This is a genomic window from Pararoseomonas sp. SCSIO 73927 (genome assembly GCF_037040815.1).
Lineage (GTDB): Bacteria > Pseudomonadota > Alphaproteobacteria > Acetobacterales > Acetobacteraceae > Roseomonas.
In genome coordinates, this window is the sequence record NZ_CP146232.1 from 3,457,395 (window position 1) to 3,471,345 (window position 13,951).

Below are 13,951 nucleotides of genomic sequence, written 5' to 3' on the forward strand. Positions count from 1 at the left end.
TGGAGGGGGTTCCGGTTCATGGCGACGGACGCGGAAGTCGGGGCGCACCTCGACCTGAGCGACCGGACCGTGCGCGACCTGAAGAAGCGCGGGGTGCTGCCGGACGCGGCCCGCGGGCAGAACGACCTCGACGCCTGCCGGCTGGCCTACATCCGCCACCTTCGCGACCAGGCCGCCGGCCGGAGCCATGAGATGGGTCCGAAGAAGCTGGACTTCATGGCGGAGAAGGCGCGCGACGCGAAGGAGAGCGCCGACGCCCGGGCGATGAAGAACGCGGTGGCCCGCGGCGAGCTGGTGCCGGCCGGCGCGATGAGCGCGGCCATCATCGGCATGGTCGAGATGGCGAAGGCCCGGATGCTGCGTGTGGCGGCGGTGGTGGCAAAGGGCGATGTCGCCCTGCAGGACCGCATCGACCGCGCCATCCGAGACGGCCTGGAGGACCTGAGCGCCACCCGCGTGGAGACGGTGGCCGGCGAGGAAGACGATGGAGGCGACGAGCCCGCCGACGCCCCCGACACCGAGGGGTGAGCCCTTCCCCGTAGGGGACGGGGTTCTCGCCGGGCACGTCCGGGCCTGGTTCGACGCCTGGCAGCCGCGCCAGCGGCTGAGCCTGCCGGAGTGGTCGGCGGAGCACGCGAGGCTGGAGGACGGACGGGCCTACCGCGCCTTCCCGTTCCAGCGCGACATCGCGGCGGCGTTCACCCAGCTGGGCGTGCGGCAGATCACGGTGATGAAGAGCGCCCGCGTCGGGTACTCGAAGATCATCCAGAACTTCATCGGCTACAGCATCGCGCAGCACCCGAGGAAGGTGCTGATCTACCAGCCGACGATCGACGACGCGGAGAAGTATTCCCGCGACGACATCGAGCCCGTGCTGCAGTGGAGGGCGGTGCGCGAGAAGGCGGTCTTCAAGCCGCGGCACAGCGACAACCAGACCCGGGCGAAGCGCTTCCCCGGCGGCTGGCTGCAGATCAAGGGGATGAACTCCGCCAAGGAGTTCCGCCGCGTCTCGGCGGACGTGGTGATCATCGAGGAGCCGAGCGGCGCTCCGCCGACCGCCGGGATCTCCGGCGACCAGTCGAAGCTCGCCTTCATGCGGTGCTTCACCTCGGACGATCCGTTGAAGGTCGCCGGTGGCACGCCGCTGGTCGCCGGCAGCGACCGGACCGAGGCGCTCTTCCTGGAGGGCACGCAGGAGCACCGGTACGTCCCGTGTCCCCACTGCGGGCACCGGCAGGTGCTGGTGTTCGGCGACGGCACGGGCCCCGGCATCCGGTTCGAGCCGAGGGAGAAGCCGACCAGGGCCTGGTACCGGTGCGCGGGCGAGAAGGCCTGCGACATCGACGAGGAGTGGAAGTCCTGGATGGACGAGCGGGGGGAGTTCGTCCCCCACGCACCGGAGAATGGCCGGTCGCACCGCTCCTTCCACATCTGGGCGGCCTACAGCCAGTTCCCGGAAGCGTCGTGGCTGAACATCGCGAGGGAGTTCCTCGCCAGCCGCAAGGATCCGACGAAGCTCCAGCCCTTCACCAACGAGTGGCTGGGCGAGACGTGGCGGCTGAAGGGCGAGGCGCCGACCTGGCGCCGGCTCTACGACCGGCGCGAGGAGCGGCGGAAGGGCCTTGTCCCGCGCGACGCGTTGCTGCTGCTGGGCGGCATCGACGTGCAGGGCAACCGCATCGAGATCTTCGTCTGGGGCTGGTCGTCCGACCGGCAGAGCTACCTCGTGGACCACCACGTGGTGGTCGGGAACCCGGTCCTGCCGGCGACCTGGGACGAGGTGAGCAGGTTCGTCACCGGCGAGTGGGACCGCGAGGGCGGCGGCTCCATGAAGCTGGCGAAGGTGGGTGCCGACACCGGCTACCAGCAGACGCATGTTCTGGCCTGGGCGCGGAAGCACCCCGGCCTCGTCGTCCCCGTGAAAGGCGCGTCTTCCCACCAAGCGCCGGTCTTTGCCTGGGGTGAGGCCCGCGACCCGGGCCCACGCGGCGGCAAGCGCAAGAAGGGCCAGCGTCTCGGCCTCGTCGGCAACACCGTGGTCACGACCGAGCTCTACGGCTTGCTGAACCTGGACCCGCCGACGCGGGAGGAGGCGGAGGTCGGGGTGTGCCACCCGCCCGGCTACGTCCACCTCTCGGACCTCGCGACCGAGGAGTTCTGCAAGCAGCTCGTCGGCGTCGAGTGGATCGAGAAGACCGGGCAGTGGAAGGACGTCCACGTCCACGAGGCGCTCGACGGCTGGAAGTACGCCCGGGCGATGTTCACCGCCATCGGCGCCGATCGCTGGTCGGCGGCGCACTGGCGCGAGCTGCGCGCCTCCTGGGACGCGGTCGCGGACCCGGAACCTGCCCCTGCGGTGCCCGAAACCGCGCTGGCGCCCCCACCGCAGGCAGCGCGCCAGCGGCGTGTCGGCCGCTCATCGTACCTATCGAGGATCAATCGCTGATGCCCTACTCGCAGGAGGACCTCGCCGCGCTCGACGCCGCCATCCTGCGGCGCGGGGGCGGCCGCCAGGTCACGCAGGTGCAGACGCCCGAGGGGCAGCTCCGCTACGCGGACACGCCCATCGCCGAGCTGCTCACGCTGCGCGACCGCATGGCCCGCGACCTCGGCGCGCCGCCCGCGGGCCAGCCCCGCCCCGCGCGCGCGTTCCGCGGCACCATGGCGTCCGGGTACTGAGCATGGACCCCGTCGCGCCGGCCAAGCCACGCATCCGCGTGCCTGCCGGCTCCTCGCGCATGGACACGCCCCTGGGCGCGCCGGTGGCCCTGCCCATGGCGGCGCCCGCGCAGCCGCACACCGGCGCCAGCACGGGCCGGCGGCTCATGCACTGGCGGCCGGGCGCCAGCGGCCCGAACGCGGTGGTGCAGGCCAGCGGGCCCGAGCTGGTCCGCCGCTCGCGCGACGCACGGCGGAACAACCCGCTCGCCAAGCGGGCCATGGACCTCATCCCCACCCATGTGGTGGGGACGGGGATCAAGCCACGCAGCCTGTGCTCCAACCGCAAGGTGCGGGAGGCGCTGAACCAGCTCTGGGCCGACCAGGTCCCCTTCATGGACGCCGATGGCACGCTCGACTTCTACGGGCAGCAGGCCCTGGCGGTATCCGAGATGGTGGAAGGCGGCGAAGCGTTCGCCCGCCTCCGCACGCGGCGCATCACCGACGGGCTGCCCGTGCCCCTGCAAATCCAGCTGCTCCCGGGCGAGATGGTGCCGCTGGACTACAAGGCCCTCGCCGGGGCGAACCCCGTAGCCCAGGGGATCGAGCGCAACGCGATCGGGCAGCGCACCGCCTACTGGATGCTCCCGCGTCACCCGAACGAGTGGATCGGGACCGACTTCGGCCTCGACATGACGCCGCGGCGCGTGCCGGCGGGCGATGTCTGCCATCTCTTCAACGTCTCCCGCGCCGGCCAGCTGCGCGGCCTGCCCTGGCTGGCGGCCGGCATAGCCACGCTGCACCAGGTCTTCGCCTACCAGGACGCCGAGCTGCTGCGGAAGCAGATGGCCGCATCCATCGTGGCCTTCGTGAAGAAGGCCGTCACCGGCGACACCACGCCGGAGGAGATGGCGGCCGCCTACGGCCAGGTGCAGCAGGGGCTGGGCGACCTGCCCACAGTCTCCATGGAGCCCGGCACCGTCCAGTACCTGGAGCCGGGCGAGGATATCACCTTCAGCACGCCGGCCGACGTGGGCACGAACTACGAGCCCTTCCTCGCCTCCGGCTACCGCGCCGTCGCCGCGAGCGTGAACGTCCTCTACGAGGAGCTAACCGGGAACTGGAAGGACGCCAACGACCGCACCTTCCGGGCGCAGTTCGGCACCTTCAAGCGGGCCGTGCGCCAGTGGCAGTGGCACCTCGTCTGCGCGCAGTTCAACGAGCCGATTTGGCGCCGCTTCGTGTCCTATGCCGTCGGTTACGGGCTGGTGCGGGTGCCGAAGTCCGTCACCGAGGCGGACCTCTACCGCGTCGAGCATCGGCCGGAGCGCTGGGAATACCTGAACCCGAAGCAGGACGTGGAGACGGTCTCCTCCGAGATCGAAGCCGGCCTCACCTCCCGCGAGGCCGCGGTGGCGGAGCGCGGCGACGACATCGAGGTGATCGACGCGCAGCGCGCGAGCGATCTGGAGCGCGAGGAGCGGCTGCGCCTGAGCCGGCCCGCCAAGCCGGGGTCGCAGCTGCCCGAACAGGCCGATCCGTCCGGCGCCGAGTAGGAGCCATCCCGTGAACCACGTGCGCTTCCTGAGCCGGCTGCTCAACCGGCCGCAGATGATCGCGCCTGCCGCCGGCGCCTCCGTGCTCGCCGCCCTCATGCCGGGCGCGTCGCTGCGTGGCTGGGACGGTGAGCCGGACACCATCGAGCGCGACGCCCGCGCCTACGGCGTGGTGAACGGCATCGCGATCATCCCGATCGTCGGCGAGCTCGTGCACCGCGGCGCCAGCATGGACGCCCTCTCGGGCCTCACCAGCTACCAGGCCTTGGGCGACATGGTTTCCGACGCGCTCTCCGACCGGAAGGTCACCAGCATCATGCTGGACGTGGACAGCCCGGGCGGCGAGGCCGGCGGCTGCCTCGACTTCGCCGAGTGGCTGGGCCAGCAGCGCGGCGTCAAGCCCATCTGGGCCAGCGTGAACCAGCGGGCCTGCTCCGCCGCCTACGCCATCGCGAGCGCCGCGGATCAGATCCTGATCGGCGAGAGCGCGCTGGCCGGCTCCATCGGTGTGGCCTGGTACTACGCGGACCTCTCGGCCGCGCTGGCGAAGGAGGGGGTGAAGGTCACCTTCCTGTACCGCGGCGAGCGGAAGCTGGCGGCTCACCCCGCCCTGCCGCTCTCCGACGAAGACGCCGCGATGATCGATCGCACCATCGGCGTCGACTACGCCCGCTTCTGCTCCCTCGTCGCCCGGCACCGGGATCTCTCGGTCGAGGCCGTGGAGGGCACGGAGGCGGGGATCTTCATCGGGCAGGACGCCATCGCGGCCGGGCTCGCCGACAGCATCGCAACCCATGAGGAGGCATTGATGGCCCTCGCAACCCACATCGCCCCTGCCGGGGCGCGCATCGCCTCGCCCAGTGCCAGGGCGGCTCTCCTGGCGGGCGCCGCTGGGGCGGCTCTCGCCGCACCGAAGACGGGCGGCACGCCGGCCCCCGCCGCTCCGGCGTCGCCCCCGGTCGATCCGGCCGCGCCCGCGCCGGCTGCCCCGGCCGTGCCGCCCGCCCCTCCGGAGCCGCCCGCCGGCGACCCGCCCGCCGATCCTCCCGCCGGGCCCGCGCCGGCCGACGTGCCGCCGAACCCGGCGCACTACGACCCGCCGGCGACGAACCCCTTCCAGCCTGCCGACCCGGTGGCGGTCGCGCAGGCCTGCGAGCGCGCAGGCTTCGCGCAGCTCACCTCCGGCCTCCTCGCCCAGCGTGCGACCATGGCGCAGGTGACGGCGCGGCTGACGCTGGCGAGCGAGATCGTCTCCTCCGCCCGCCTCCTCGGCCAGCCGGCGATGGGCGCGGAGCTGGTGGGTGCCGGCGTCTCGCTGGAGACCGCCCGCAAGCTGCTGAACACGAAGGCGGCCGAGGCAGACGCCGCGATCGTCACCGATCCCACGAACTCCGACGGCCCCGGCAAGGCGAAGCCGGCGCTGGACGCGGGCGCCATCTACGGCCGCCTGAACGAGACCATCACCCCGCAGCGCCGGAGGGCCTGAGCCATGCCGAACGTCATCAACGAGCCCGTCCGCACGGGCGAATACATCGTCGGCGAGGAGGAGGACTACCGCTCCCGCGACGTGGCGGTGATCGCCTCGGAGGCCTTCGACCGCCCGGCCGGCACAGTGCTCGGCAAGGTCACCGCGACCGGCAAGCTGAAGACGCTCGCCCCCACCGCCACCGACGGCACGCAGACCGCCGTGGCCATCCTCTACCAGGGCGTGCCGGCGAACACCGAGGCCAAGCGCACGGTCCACTCCCGCGAGTGCACCGTGAACGGGCAGAAGCTGACCTGGCTGGCGGGCACGACCGACCCGCAGAAGGCCGCCGCCACGGCGCAGCTCACCGCGCTGGGCATCATCACGCGCGTCTGACCCGCAACCGCCGGCCCGTCAGGCTGCCGGCCTGGAGAACAATGCCATGTCCGGCACCATGATGGACATCTTCAACGGGGACGCCTTCACCAGCGTGACCCTCACGTCGAAGGTGAACGAGACCTTCCCCTACGTCCCGACCTTCCTCTACGACCTGGGCATCGCCCCGGCCGAGGGGATGGTCACGCTGACCGCGGCCTTTGAGGAGGAGACGGGCGGCATCCGCCTGATCCCCACCTCGCCGCGCGGCGCGCCGCCGAGCCAGCAGACTGGCACCAAGGCCAAGCTGCGCAAGCTCGACGCGGTGCACTTCGCCCGCGAGGCGCACGTGAACGCGGACGAGCTGCTGGCGCTGCGCGGCCGCGGCGCCCTCACCCCGGAGACGGCGCAGGGGCTTCTGCTGAAGCGCACCGATGGCCCGGTCGGCCTGAAGGTGGAGTGGAAGCTCACCCTGGAGCACATGCTGCTGGGTGCGGTGGACGGCGTGGTCTACGACGCCGACAACAGCACCGTCCTGTACGACTACTTCGACTGGATGGGCACCACCCGGCCGGATGCGCTGAACCTGCCGATCAGCACCATGACGGCGGACACGGCCGTCTTCGAGGCCTTCGCCATGGCGCTGCGCCGGGAGATGATCCTGGCCCTCACCGGAATGGCGTTCGCGGGCGGCCAGGTCGTCGTACTCTGCGGCGACAACTTCTTCGACGCCCTGATCACCTCCAAGGAGCTGAAGGCCGCGAAGAAGAACGGCGCCATGGGCAACCAGGACGCCGCGCTGAAGATCGCGGACAACTCGCCCTACTCGGCCTTCATCTATGCCGGGATCGTCTGGGTGAACTACCGCGGCACGCTGGACACCAAGGTGTCGGTGCCCACCGACGAGGCGCGCGCCTTCATGCTCGGCGTGCCCGGGCTGTTCCAGACGCTGTTCGCGCCGGCGGACACCTTCGACACGGTCGGCGCGGAGGGGCTCCCCCTCTACCTGCTGAACCTGCCGGAGCGGCAGACCAGCAAGCGCTTCACGGCCGAACTGCAGTCCAACCCGCTGATCGCGTGCCTGCGCCCGCGCAGCCTGCGCCGCATCACCAAGAGCTGAGGGGGAGCGCCATGAGCAACGCGAGCACGCGGGTCGTCCCGCTGACCGGCATCATGACCGAGGACAGCATCCAGCGCCCGGAGTTCATCAGCTGCGACCTCCCGAACGAGGAGGCCGAGCGGCTGGTGAAGGTCGGGTCGGTGGTGAAGGTCCTGAAGTCCGAGGTGCCGGAGGGCGCCCGGGTCGAGATCTCCGCCCCCGTGGCGGAGGCCGTGCCGGAGCCCGTCCCGGTCCCCGCGGCGCCGATCCGCATCCAGCTCGGCGCGGCCGGCGAGACGGCCAAGGCGGTGAAGGCGGAGGAGGTCGCCCCGGAGCCCGCGCCGGCGCCCACCGCCGCGTCGGCCGAGGCCGCCACCGGCGAGGCCGCCAAGGCGGGCAAGGCGAAGCCCTGATGGACCCCTTCACCCAGGCCGCCGTCGATCTTGCGGCGGGCGACCTGGGTGTAGACGCCGAGTACCGCGCGCAGGGGACGGGCAAGCCGATCCCCTGCCGCATCCTTCTCTTCACCGAGCCCGACGACACATCCCGGCCTGGGCTTTCGGCGGGCGCCATGGTGGCGTCCGGCCACCTCCACCCGACCCTGGGCATGGTCGCCGTCGCCCGCAAGGACACTTTCGCCGTCGCCGGCCGAGGCCTCCTGACGGTGGATCAGCTCAAGAAGCCCGCCCGCGGCTGGGACTGGCGGGTCTACCTCCAGGAGGCCGGCTGATATGGCCCGCATCGCCCTCCGCGAGGCCTGCTACGCCGCGCTCGCCGCGCGGCTAGTGGCGGCGCTCACCGGCGTACCGCTGGAGCGGAACCGGCGCTCGCAGATCTCCGATCAGGAGGAGTTCCCCAGCCTCGTCCTGCGCGACGGCGGCCAAGTGCCGATGGATGACAGCGAGAGCATGGGCGAGTTCGCCCGCCACATGACCGCGACCCTGGAGGGCTACGTCAGGAGCCCCGACGCCGACGCCGGCGCCGAAGCGAGCGACCTCTACGCCCGCGCGGCCGAGGCGCTCTGCGACACGCCGGTCATCCCGGACGCCACGCTGCCCGGCGGGGTCCAGATCGAGATCTACGTCACCGAGGGCGCGCTGGACTTCGACGCCGCGACGGTGGCCGAGAGCAGCAAGCCCATCGCGGCCTTCTACCTGGACCTGTCCTTCGCGGTCCGCGTGCCCTTCGGCACCCGCTTCCTCGAAAGTCGCTGAGGTGCCCATGACCGACGAACAGTTGCGCCGTCTCGGCCCCGGCGACGTGGTCCAGCACGCAAACGGCGACGGCTACGTGATCATCCTCGACCGCGGCGCGACGAAGGTAGCCGTGCGCACGGTCGAGGTGAGCAACCCCGCCGAGTGGACGCTGATCCGCCCGGCTCCTTCCTCCCCCACCGCCTAACCAGAGGAGGCCCGCATGGCCACCCCGCAGGACTATGTGGTCTGGAACCTCTCCGCGATCGCGGTGCGGACCGAGACCCTCGCCTCCGTCGATGCCATCAACGGCACGCCGGCGCTCTCCGACATGATCGTCGGCGAGATCACGGTCCGCATGCCGCAGCAGGCGGCCGAGGACCCCTCCATCAACTTCAGCCTCGACAGCAACGCGCCGATCGTCACGGGCATCAAGCCCGAAGTGACGATCCGCGTGCCGCTGCGCGGCGCGGGCACCCCCGGCCAGGCGCCCGAGTGGGGCAAGCTCATGCGGGCCTGCCGCTTCGCCGAGCTGCTCACCGCGGCCGCGATTGGCGCCCCGACGGCGGCCACCGCCGGCAACCGGACCAGCGTCACCCTGCCGGCCACGCCCTTCTCCGGCGCGGCCAACGCTTACCGCGGCATGCCCACTCAGCTCTCCGGCGCGCCGGCCTCCGCCATCGTCCTGCCGGCCTCCGGCTACACGGCCGGCCGCACCCTGACCCTGCCGTACTACTTCGATGCGCCGCTCAGCACCTCCACCCTGGTGCAGGTTCTGCCGAACGCGCTCTACACGCCGACCTCGGACATGGCGCTGATCAAGCCGGTCACGATGTACGCGTACCGCAACGGGCTGCGGCACCGCATCGTCGGCAGCGTCGGCAGCGCGCAGCTGGAGATGAACGCCGGCCAGCCCGCCTTCATCACCTTCACCATGAAGGGCATGCTGCTGGACGCCTTCCAGCCGGCGAACCCGCCCGCGGGCTGGAACCAGGTTGCCCGCGTCCAGCCCCCGGCCTGGCTGAACGGCGTCTCCCGTCTCGACGGCCTGCTCTGCAACTGCGCCCGCTTCACCTGGGATCTAGGCGTCGAGGTGGTGGACCCGGAGAACCCGGAGGCGGCGCAGGGCTTCGACAACCCGATGATCGTCTCCGCGACCCAGCGCCTGACGATCGACCCGTTCTCCAACAGCACCCGCTCGCCGACGCGCTTCACGAAGTACCAGGCCGGCCAGGGCCTCGACTTCGCCGCCGTCATTGGTCAGACGGCCGGGAACCGCATCTCGGTGTGCATGCCGAGCGGCATCCTGACCGCCATGGACGAGAGCAACCGCTCGAAGCTCGGAGTGGACCAGATGACGCTCGCCCCGAACTTGCCCGACGCGGGCGTGTTCCTGGCGGTGTTCTGATCCATGTCCACGAAGAGCACTCGCGCGGCCCTGCTGGCCACCACCGCTGCCATCGCCCCTGTCGTCACCGGGGGCGGGGTGATCGAGAAGGTCACCCTGGGCCCGCGCGTCTACACCCTGGCCGCGCCGACCCTGGCCGAGGTCGGGCAGCACCTGGACGACCAGGCGCGCAACGGCGCCCCGGGCGCGGTGGAGATGATGGAGGCGGTGCGCGCCGCCCTGCAGGAGGACGGGGAGGGCGACAGCGCTCTGACCGCGTTCGAGGAGGCCGAGGACGCCTGGGTGTCCTTCTCCTCCATCCACATCGTCACCGGCCCGGACGCGACCGAGAACATCCAGGCGCAGGCGACGGCGCTGCATCTCGCCCTGCTGAAGGCGCGCCGCGGGCGGGACCGGGCGGTGGCGAAGGTGGCGCGGCACGCGCAGGTGCTGGACATCCGGGCGCAGCAGGAGCGCGCGCAGTGGGAGGAGCACTGCCGGATCGTGGCGCTGCTCTGCCGGAGCTGGGAGGGCGCGGGCCTGCCCGAGTTCCCGAAGGATCTGGACCGTGAGGCGGTGGCCGCCACCCTGCCCATGGGCGACGTGGCGGCGCTCGCGCGGCGGGCCTACCAGCTCATGCAGCCGACCGGGGACGCGGAAAAAAACTCCGCGCCGCCCTCGTCGTAGCACGGGGGCCGATGGCGTTCGCCGGAGGGCTGTATCACCCCTCCGGCGGGGACTGGATCGTCGGGGCGACGGAGCGGCGCCGGAACCCGCGCCTCACCCTCCCGGCGGTCTACAACCACGTGGTGCGGCTCTGGGCCCGGTGCCGGGGCGGGATGGGCGCGGGGCTTCTGCCCGAGGCGGGCGGGGTCAACGATCAGCCGAACTGGCTGATGAAGGCCTTCGCGCTGTTGGATGGGGCCGACGCCGAGTTGGAGAAGACGGGTAAGGATGCCTAACATGGAAGCGACCCAGCTTGCCGTGCCCGACCCCTTCGTGCTGTTCGATGGGGAGGCCGGCCGTGGGATGAGCGCTTGCACAATGGCAGCCTTTCCCGACTTTGGCTTCAGCAAGAACGAGGTCAGGCGAGCCGGAGAAGTCATTGCCAGCAGCCTCGTTTGGAGCCCCGAGACAGAGGAAGAAATCCTTCAGGCTTTCAAGGTGGCAAACAGTTGGCGCGATAGCCACGCCTACCCGATGCGGAGCATTCGGAACTCCGTCATCCAGCATATCCATCACGCGGGACTGGACGGGCTAACCGCGGCGCGGCTTAAGCGGATGCAAGCTATCAGGCGAAAGCTGCGGCGTACCGGAGCCACCTTTCTGCTGAACCAGCTGCAGGATCTCGGCGGGTGCCGGGCGATCATGGACGACATCGGTGGCGTCAGGGTGCTGGCTGACCGCCTACGGTCACAGATGCGGCACGAGATCCGGAAGGAGGACGACTACATCAGCAATCCGAAGGGGGACGGCTATCGCTGCCATCACCTCATGTTGTCGTTCGTGCCGGATGACCCCGAGCGAGCCTCTTTCGCAGGCAGGCGCATCGAACTTCAGATCAGGACCCGTCTTCAGCACTCCTGGGCAACAGCTGTGGAGGCCGTTGGGCTTTTCCGCGGCGAGGACCTGAAAGGTCACCAGGGCAGCCCCGAGTGGCTGCGGCTGTTCTCCCTCATTTCAGCCGAATTTGCCGAGATGGAGGGGTGCCCACTCCCCCCGGGAACCTTGGACAAGGCGGACCGGGTCAGTGAAATCAAGCGCCTCGCCGGCGAGCTAAGCGCGGCGAAAACCCTGGAAAGCATCAAGCATGGGGTCCGTGGGACTGACTTTCCGATCTCTCCGAACTACCGGCCGACCCATTACTTGATCGTGTTCGACCACGCCACGCAGTCAGTCCGGGTCACTCCGGCAGCCGCGCCTGTGAATGCGGCCGTCCTGTACGACAGCGCAGAATTCCACGACAACCGGGCCGATAGCGATACTCAGACGGTGGTGCTGGTCGAGGTCGACAAGATGGAAAGCCTGAAGGCGGCTTATCCGAACTATTTCGGCGACGTGACTTTGTTCGGCGAGCAGCTTGAAAGCATAACGCGGACGGGGTTCGGGTTCGGTTATGGTGTCGCACCACGGCAGCCTGCACCGCGTCCAAGGGAGAAGTGGGGCGACCTGTCCTGGCTGCGCCGGAGACGGTTTCCACAACCCTCCCTGAAGGACCCCGAGAAGAAAGAATAGGCCTGCGCCTACAACCCGTAGGCCCGGTAGCAGCCCTGCCTCGCCTCCTCGGCCGCGAAGGACGAGTTTAGCGAGCCGACGATGGCGGAGCCCAGGACGCCCTGGCTGGGGCGGTACGGGGTCTGGACGCCGGCGCCGACCGCGGAGGCCTGGGCGTCGCAGGCGGCGCGGGCCTGGGCGCGGGCTGCGGCAGCCTGGGCGGCCTGCGCGGATGCGGCGCCAGATGCCAGCCGGTCGCGGCGGCGCCTCTCCACCGCGTCGGAGAGGCGGGCCACCTCTGCGTCGATCCGGGCCTAACGCGAGGCGCGGCTCTCGCGAGGAGTGGGGTTCTGCTCGCTGATGTTCGCCTCGGCAGCACGGCGGAGGGCCTGCACATAGTCCGGGCGGCCTGAGAGGGCGTCTTCCAGGAGGGAGTTCTCGCGGGCCTGGGCAGGGGTGGGTGTGGCGGCCCTGCTGACAAAACCCGGCGCGCCAGTGATCAGATCGCGGCCATAGCGGATATCGCCCTCTGCTAGTCCGCCAGTCCCGAAGGCGGGGCAGGTCTCACGAATTGCCTCCGGCTGTGGGGAGCATGCCGCAAGTGCCAGGGCGGCGAGAACGACGATCCGGCGCATGGCGCTCCCTTGCTCTAAGAGGGCGGGGAGGATGGCCGAACGCCGGGGCGCGAGCAAACTGGCGCCCCGGCTCGTTACGCCGCGCGCCGCCGCCAGTCCTGCGGAGGCGGGGAGGCTGCATGGGCGGCCGCCAGAGCCTCAAGCCAGGAAGCAACGCTCTCCGGGACAGAGGCCGCCCCGGACGCCCAGCGGCGCACGAGACGATCGTCACAGGACAGAGCCTCCGCCAGCCCCCGAAGGGACCAGCGGAGAAGGGCAAGGCATTCGCCCAGGCGGGCGGGGCTCACCCCCCGCCTCCTAGCCACCGGGCGATGACCGGAAAGGCCGCCGTCAGGGCGGCGAGGGCAGCGATCACGGCGGCGGTGGGGGTGACGTAGCGGGCCACGCGGAGGTTGTTGGCCTCCTCCGACAGCTTGCGCTGCTCGGCCGCGAACTTGTCCGTCTCGGCCTGCGCGCGGCGGATGCGGGCGATCTGCTCATCCAGATCGAGCGGGCTAGGGGCGGTGGTGATGCTCATCGGGGCATTGCCTCTCGAAACCGGCGGGGATCATCCGCTCGCCGTGTCCGCAATATGCGGACTAACGCGCGTGCCGTCAACAGGTTTGTCCGCGCATTGCGGACAGTATTTCGAGGTGCCTCCCCCGGGGCGCCAGTCCCCGACCGAGGAGACCGCATGCTCGCTCCGCGCATCTCGCGGTTCGGCCGCCCCATGCCCGACCTCCTGGCGGCGTGGCGGCACGACGTGGCCACCGCCGTCCAGGCCTCGGTCTACGAGGCCGAGACCGGGATGACGGAGGAGTTCCGCGACGACCTCGGGGCGGCGTTCCCCGGCTCCCGGCGCGCCCGGACGCTGGTCACCGGGCGGGTCTACCCGGACCGCCAGGGCGCGGTGTCCATCAACGCCGCCGGCTCCGTGGTCGGGCGCGGCGGCAAGAACAGCCCCTGGCCTCTGCCGCTGAAGGCCTTCAACGAGGGAGCGGAGATCCGTGGCGCGGCGCAGGGTGCCAGCCTCGCCATCCCAACCGCCCGCGTCCCGCGCGTCGGCGGGCGCCGCATGACGGTGGCGGAGGTGGAGGCGCGCTTCGGCGAGAAGCTGACCTTCATCCCGCCGAAGGACGGTCAGCGCGGCGCCGGCATGCTGGTGCTGGAGCAGCAGACCACCGGCCGCTCCGGCGGCGTTCGCCGGCTGAGCGCCGGGCGTGTTCGGCAGGGCCGCAAGGCGCAGGCCCTCGTCATGTTCGTCCTGGTCCCGAAGGTGAAGGTCCCGACGAGGCTGCACTTCGAGGCCATCGCCAAGCGGTGGGCCGACACCATGCCGTCCATCCTGGACCGGCAGGCATCTCGCATCATGGGAGGGAGGGCGTAACCG

General features: G+C 70.9%; 19 protein-coding genes. 16 read left to right on the forward strand and 3 right to left on the reverse strand.

Annotated features, from left to right (window positions below):
- The first annotated feature begins 18 nt into the window (after window positions 1-18).
- From VQH23_RS16205 to VQH23_RS16275, 15 genes are read left to right on the forward strand one after another with little or no spacing between them, the layout of a single operon-like run.
- Complete coding sequence (locus VQH23_RS16205) at window positions 19-528, forward strand: hypothetical protein (protein WP_338661764.1); 510 nt, start codon at window positions 19-21, stop codon at window positions 526-528.
- Window positions 485-2,446, forward strand: a complete 1,962-nt coding sequence (locus VQH23_RS16210; protein WP_338661765.1) for a terminase gpA endonuclease subunit — start codon at window positions 485-487, stop codon at window positions 2,444-2,446. The genes VQH23_RS16205 and VQH23_RS16210 overlap by 44 nt, the downstream gene beginning before the upstream one ends.
- A complete protein-coding gene (locus tag VQH23_RS16215) occupies window positions 2,446-2,679 on the forward strand; it encodes a hypothetical protein (protein ID WP_338661766.1) in 234 nt (77 codons plus the stop codon). Before VQH23_RS16210 ends, VQH23_RS16215 begins: the two co-directional genes overlap by 1 nt.
- 2 nt (window positions 2,680-2,681) lie before the next feature.
- Window positions 2,682-4,214, forward strand: a complete 1,533-nt coding sequence (locus tag VQH23_RS16220; RefSeq protein ID WP_338661767.1) for a phage portal protein — start codon at window positions 2,682-2,684, stop codon at window positions 4,212-4,214.
- A 10-nt stretch (window positions 4,215-4,224) separates the two neighbouring features.
- The gene (locus VQH23_RS16225) at window positions 4,225-5,700 is read left to right on the forward strand and encodes a S49 family peptidase (RefSeq protein ID WP_338661768.1); all 1,476 of its coding nucleotides are present in this window, start codon (window positions 4,225-4,227) and stop codon (window positions 5,698-5,700) included.
- 3 nt (window positions 5,701-5,703) lie between these two features.
- Window positions 5,704-6,075 (forward strand): head decoration protein, encoded by a 372-nt coding sequence (locus VQH23_RS16230; RefSeq protein WP_338661769.1) that lies wholly within the window; start codon window positions 5,704-5,706, stop codon window positions 6,073-6,075.
- Window positions 6,076-6,121: 46 nt separating this feature from the next.
- Window positions 6,122-7,174: a major capsid protein gene (locus VQH23_RS16235; RefSeq protein ID WP_338661770.1), complete on the forward strand. Its 1,053-nt coding sequence runs from the start codon at window positions 6,122-6,124 to the stop codon at window positions 7,172-7,174.
- A gap of 11 nt (window positions 7,175-7,185) precedes the next feature.
- Complete coding sequence (locus VQH23_RS16240; protein ID WP_338661771.1) at window positions 7,186-7,566, forward strand: hypothetical protein; 381 nt, start codon at window positions 7,186-7,188, stop codon at window positions 7,564-7,566.
- Window positions 7,566-7,883, forward strand: a complete 318-nt coding sequence (locus tag VQH23_RS16245) for a hypothetical protein (RefSeq protein ID WP_338661772.1) — start codon at window positions 7,566-7,568, stop codon at window positions 7,881-7,883. Before VQH23_RS16240 ends, VQH23_RS16245 begins: the two co-directional genes overlap by 1 nt.
- Before the next feature lies 1 nt (window position 7,884).
- Window positions 7,885-8,367 (forward strand): hypothetical protein, encoded by a 483-nt coding sequence (locus tag VQH23_RS16250; protein WP_338661773.1) that lies wholly within the window; start codon window positions 7,885-7,887, stop codon window positions 8,365-8,367.
- 7 nt (window positions 8,368-8,374) lie between these two features.
- On the forward strand, window positions 8,375-8,554 hold the full coding sequence (locus tag VQH23_RS16255) for a hypothetical protein (RefSeq protein ID WP_338661774.1): 180 nt from the start codon (window positions 8,375-8,377) through the stop codon (window positions 8,552-8,554).
- A 15-nt stretch (window positions 8,555-8,569) separates the two neighbouring features.
- Window positions 8,570-9,754 (forward strand): hypothetical protein, encoded by a 1,185-nt coding sequence (locus VQH23_RS16260; RefSeq protein ID WP_338661775.1) that lies wholly within the window; start codon window positions 8,570-8,572, stop codon window positions 9,752-9,754.
- A gap of 3 nt (window positions 9,755-9,757) precedes the next feature.
- Window positions 9,758-10,420 carry a hypothetical protein gene (locus tag VQH23_RS16265; protein ID WP_338661776.1) on the forward strand — a complete coding sequence of 221 codons (663 nt, stop codon included), beginning with the start codon at window positions 9,758-9,760 and terminating at the stop codon, window positions 10,418-10,420.
- Window positions 10,421-10,431: 11 nt separating this feature from the next.
- Window positions 10,432-10,695 carry a hypothetical protein gene (locus VQH23_RS16270; protein WP_338661777.1) on the forward strand — a complete coding sequence of 88 codons (264 nt, stop codon included), beginning with the start codon at window positions 10,432-10,434 and terminating at the stop codon, window positions 10,693-10,695.
- Between the two features lies 1 nt (window position 10,696).
- Window positions 10,697-11,968, forward strand: coding sequence for a RelA/SpoT domain-containing protein (locus VQH23_RS16275; protein ID WP_338661778.1), 1,272 nt, complete (start codon window positions 10,697-10,699; stop codon window positions 11,966-11,968).
- A gap of 8 nt (window positions 11,969-11,976) precedes the next feature.
- On the opposite strand, the gene VQH23_RS16280 is transcribed toward VQH23_RS16275, so the two are convergent.
- The 3 genes from VQH23_RS16280 to VQH23_RS16290 form a co-directional block, all read right to left on the reverse strand.
- Window positions 11,977-12,243, reverse strand: coding sequence for a hypothetical protein (locus VQH23_RS16280; protein ID WP_338661779.1), 267 nt, complete (start codon window positions 12,241-12,243; stop codon window positions 11,977-11,979).
- Between the two features lie 18 nt (window positions 12,244-12,261).
- Window positions 12,262-12,582 (reverse strand): hypothetical protein, encoded by a 321-nt coding sequence (locus tag VQH23_RS16285; RefSeq protein WP_338661780.1) that lies wholly within the window; start codon window positions 12,580-12,582, stop codon window positions 12,262-12,264.
- Window positions 12,583-12,865: 283 nt separating this feature from the next.
- The gene (locus tag VQH23_RS16290; RefSeq protein ID WP_338661781.1) at window positions 12,866-13,099 is read right to left on the reverse strand and encodes a hypothetical protein; all 234 of its coding nucleotides are present in this window, start codon (window positions 13,097-13,099) and stop codon (window positions 12,866-12,868) included.
- 156 nt (window positions 13,100-13,255) lie between these two features.
- On the opposite strand from VQH23_RS16290, the gene VQH23_RS16295 reads away from it, so the two are divergent.
- Window positions 13,256-13,948: a DUF6441 family protein gene (locus tag VQH23_RS16295; RefSeq protein ID WP_338661782.1), complete on the forward strand. Its 693-nt coding sequence runs from the start codon at window positions 13,256-13,258 to the stop codon at window positions 13,946-13,948.
- Window positions 13,949-13,951: the final 3 nt, after the last annotated feature.